General features: G+C 67.4%; 3 protein-coding genes and 1 pseudogene. 2 read left to right on the top strand and 2 right to left on the bottom strand.

What is annotated here, in order from left to right:
• Positions 1-352 (top strand): hypothetical protein (locus HUU94_RS12515; protein ID WP_174275398.1); only part of this gene is annotated, 352 nt, incomplete at its 5' end.
• Positions 353-534: 182 nt separating this feature from the next.
• Here HUU94_RS12515 and HUU94_RS12520 read toward each other — a convergent pair.
• Positions 535-1,467, bottom strand: a complete 933-nt coding sequence (locus tag HUU94_RS12520; protein ID WP_174275399.1) for a TonB-dependent receptor domain-containing protein — start codon at positions 1,465-1,467, stop codon at positions 535-537.
• Between the two features lie 65 nt (positions 1,468-1,532).
• Complete coding sequence (locus tag HUU94_RS12525; protein WP_174275400.1) at positions 1,533-3,179, bottom strand: TonB-dependent receptor; 1,647 nt, start codon at positions 3,177-3,179, stop codon at positions 1,533-1,535.
• Positions 3,180-3,292: 113 nt separating this feature from the next.
• Here HUU94_RS12525 and HUU94_RS12530 point away from each other — a divergent pair.
• Positions 3,293-4,214, top strand: a pseudogene (locus HUU94_RS12530) (S9 family peptidase); the annotation flags it as partial.

Genomic DNA, 4,214 nt, shown 5'->3' on the forward strand with positions numbered 1-4,214 from the left:
GCGCGAAGCGGCGATCGCCGCGCGCCGCTCGGCGGAAGCCGCGCGCCATGCCGCCGGCGCGCAAGTCGACATGCCCGACGTCGCCGAGATCGTGCGGGTCTCGATGGAAAGCGCGCGGGCCGAATTGGCGGCGACCTGTGCGGCCCAAGGCGTCAAGATGCCCGCCGACGCCGATTTCGGCGCGCTGGCGACGTGCGGCAACCATATCCAGGAGATGGTGTTCACCTCGCTGCGCGAAGCCCGCGCCGAAATCGCGCAGGATCGCGGCATGAGCGCCGAAGTGCGCGCCAAGGCGCTCGCCGGGATCGACCGCGCGATCGCCAGCAACGCGCGCCGCACCACGCATGATTAAGCGGGTCAGCGGAACGTATCGGATGGCGACCCAGACCCCCGCTATCCGGCTTTAGAGGCTGTCCTGTTCAAGCCGAAACGTCACCCCGGCCTTGAGCCGGGGTCCCGCTTCTTTTTCAGCGTCGGCAGGCAGCGGGACCCCGGCTCAAGGCCGGGGTGACGAGAATCAAGACTCTAGCAAACCTAAAACCGGTAGGTGATCGTCACGCCATATTGGCGCGGCGCCAGCGGCATGCATTGCAGCACCCCGCTGGTGCCCGCGACCCCGAAGGTGCCGTTGGGCGCGGAGTTGAGCACGCCCTGCGGTTCGGGCACGCAGGCCTGCTTGCCGAGGATGTTCCGGATCGCCGCGCTCACGTCGAAGCGGCTGCCGAACAGGCCGTCGATCCCGAGATGCACGTCCGAAAGCGCATAGCCGCGCGTCGCCTGCGCGGGATTGAAGCTGCGCAGGTCCGCCTCGTAACGGCTCTGCCAATAGCTGTGCCAGCTCAGGTCGAGCAGCCCGATCGGCGTCGATCGCGAATAGAGGATCGATCCGTTGAGCTGCCATTTGGGCAAGGGGAAACGCGTGCCTGAAAGGTTGGCGGTGCCCGTCGGCGCCAGATAGCCCGGCGGCGGCGTGAAGCTATAGTCGGTGTATCGCGCATCGAGATAGCTGCCCGAGGCCTGGAGCGTCAGCCCGTGGAGCGGCCTCGCCATCAGCTCGAACTCGAACCCCTTCACCCGCGCCTTGCGCGCGTTGAGCGTGACACTGTCGTTCGAAAAGCCCGTGCACTGCCCGGCATCGTAAAGCGCCTGCGTGCAGGGGCCGCCGGGCGCGGTCGCGAGCGTGATATTGGGCAGCGTCGCCTGGATCTGGATGTCGCGATAGGCGGTCGAATATACCGCCAGATTGGCGCGGACGGGCACGCCGCCCAGCGTCCAGTCCGCCTTCACGCCGAGCTCGTAATCGATCACGCGTTCGGGCCTGGCGGTGATGACCGCCGGATTGATCGCCGCGCTGTTGATCGCGCCCGATCGATAGCCCGATCGCGCGGTGGCATAGGCCAGAACGCCCTTGGACAGATCGCGATCGATCGCCGCCGTCCACGTCGGCTTGCGGAAGGTGCGCCGCACGATCGCATCGCATTGCGCGAGCGGCAGCAGGCGCCCGCCCGTGTCGGTCAGCGCGCAGGCGCGCGTCAGACGGTGTAAGTGATGCCGAATAGGCTGGTGCCGCCGGGATCGTAGACGCCATTGGTGACGGTCGTGGTGGTGGCGGGCGTGGCGGGGAAGCGGATCGTCTGCGTCGCCAGTTCGGCGGCGCGCCGATCGATCGTATAGCGGGCGCCCGCGGTCAGCCGCGTGTGCGGCAGGATCGTGTAGGTCGCCTGCCCATAGGCCGCGTAGCTCGCGTTGCGCGCGCCGTTGCGCGTCGCGTCGGTATAGGTGATCTGCCGCCCGCCCGCCGCCGCCGGCGAAAGCCCGCTCGGCAGGAACAGCCAGAGCTGGTCGCCGTCGCGCGGGCTGGTCTCGCGGAAGAAGAAGGTGCCCGCCGTCCATTTGAGCCGATCGGCGAGCGCCCGGCCGTTGAGCGTCAGGTCGCTCTGCCAGGAACGATAATCGGGCGTGCGATAGCGGAAGACGTTGGTGACATAAGGCAGTCCGCGATTTTGCGAGGACCCGTCCGTGCGCCACCAGCGATAGGCGGTGAGCAATTTGACGTCGATCGCGCCCTGCGTCCTGTCGATCGTTGCCGACAGCGTCTGGTAGCGCCCGTCGTCGACATTGTTGATCGCCTGCTCGGTGCTCCAGAAGCTCCGCCGCGCGGCGCGCGCGACCAGCGCCAGCGCGGCGTTATAGGCCGAGGGCAGCGTGCTGACGGCGGCGCCTGTCTGATAATCGGCGTAATAAGGCGTGATGACGCGCCCGAGCAGATCGGTGAAGCCGATGCAGGTCGCGGGGATGTTGCAGATCGACGGCCGCCCGCCCGCAGACAATGTCGTGCCGGTGAAGGCGCCGAGCGTGGTGTAGGTCTGCCCGGTATAATGTTCGTCGGAGACGCTGGCGCGCAGCAGGAGGCTCCAGCCGCCCGCCGGCGTCCATTTCGCCGAGAAGATGCCGCCGATCTTGCGATAGCCCATCGCGGGCTGATCGTTGCGCGCGCCCGATACCGGATCCTGGTAATAGTTGCGGATATAGCCGTCGCTGCGATCATAGTTGAACGCGGCGCGCACCGCGAGATTGCCCGTCACCGGCAGGTTGAGCGCGCCCTGCACCGTGCGTGTGCCGTAATCGCCGATCGTCGCGCGGATGTAGCCGCCGAAATCGCGCGCCGGCGCCCTGGTCTCGTAGAGGATCGCGCCGCCGGTGGTGTTGCGGCCGACGAGTGTGCCCTGCGGCCCCTTGAGCACCGCGACGCTTTCGACATCGAACAGGCTGCCCGTCAGCCCCACCGGCCGCGCATGATAGACGCCGTTCACATAGACGGCGGACGAGGTATCGAATTGCAGCCCGCTGCTCTGAAAATTCTGCTGGCCGCGGATCGTGACGTTGATCACGTCCTGCCGGAAGTTGGACGGCTGCACGTAGAGCGAGGGCGTGCTGTAGCGGAGATCCTCGATCGTCCTGATGCCCAGCCGATCGATGGCGGCCTGATCGTAGGCGGTGATCGAGATCGGCACCGATTGGCTGGGCTCGGCGCGTTTCCGCGCGGTGACGATGATCGTGGCGAAGGGATCGGCGGGGGTCACGACTTGCGCGCAAGCGGGCGAGCCTGCGGCGAAGCCCGAGGCGATTGCGATCAGCGCGCGCGTCCTGATCGAGGATCGATTTCGGGGAAGCGCCATCGCCCTCGTCTTGGCGGTTCGATCTCGCGAAAGGCAAGCGCATGCGCGCACCGCCGATCGCGATATTGCACATAAGTCAAAGCCGCTTAGGATCGCCGCAACCGGAGACCTTGATGCGACTGATACCCTTAGCCCTTCTCGCCGCCACCGCGCTCGCCGGGATCGCCCGCGCGCAGGCGCCTGCCGAGGAGGATCCCTATATCTGGCTGGAGGAGGTTTCCTCGCCGCGCGCGATGGCGTGGGTGGAGACGCACAATGCCGCCACCACCAAGGTGCTGGAGGCCGATCCCCGCTATGCCGCCAACCATGGCGATGCGCTGGCGATCGCCGGCGCGCGCGATCGTATCCCGTCGCCTACCTTCCGCCACGGCGAAATCTACAATTTCTGGCAGGATCCCGATCATCTGCGCGGATATCTGCGCAAGACCAGCCTCGCCGATTATCAGACCGCCGATCCCCACTGGACGACGGTGCTCGACGTGGACGCGCTCAACAAGGCCGAGGGCAAGAGCTGGGTGATGCGCGGCATCCAGTGCCTGCGCCCCGAGGAGAAGCGTTGCCTGATCTCGCTGTCCGACGGCGGCGAGGATGCGGTCGAGATCCGCGAATATGACCTCGATACGCAGGGCTTCGTCGCGGGCGGCTTCCACCTGCCGCGCGGCAAGCATCGCGTCGATTGGGAGGATGCCGATCATCTGCTGGTCGCGACCGATTTCACCCCCGGCGATCTCACTCCCTCGGGCTATCCCTATATCGTCAAGCGGCTGACGCGCGGCCAGCCGCTGTCGGCGGCGGTCGAAGTCTATCGCGGCGGGAAAGGCGACGGCGGCTACGGCGTCTCGCCGGCGGTGCTGCGCGACGGGCAGGGGCGGCAGCTCGCCGTGATCGAGCGCCCGCTCGATACCTTCCGCCATGAAACCTATGTCGTCACCCCGCGCGGTGCCGAGCGGCTGGCGATCCCGGACAAGGCGAGCGTCGCCGAGCTGGTCGACGGACGCGTGATCGTCCAGCTCGACGAGGCCTGGCCGGCGGCGG

The sequence above is a fragment of the Sphingomonas bacterium genome, assembly GCF_903644055.1.
Lineage (GTDB): Bacteria > Pseudomonadota > Alphaproteobacteria > Sphingomonadales > Sphingomonadaceae > Sphingomonas_I.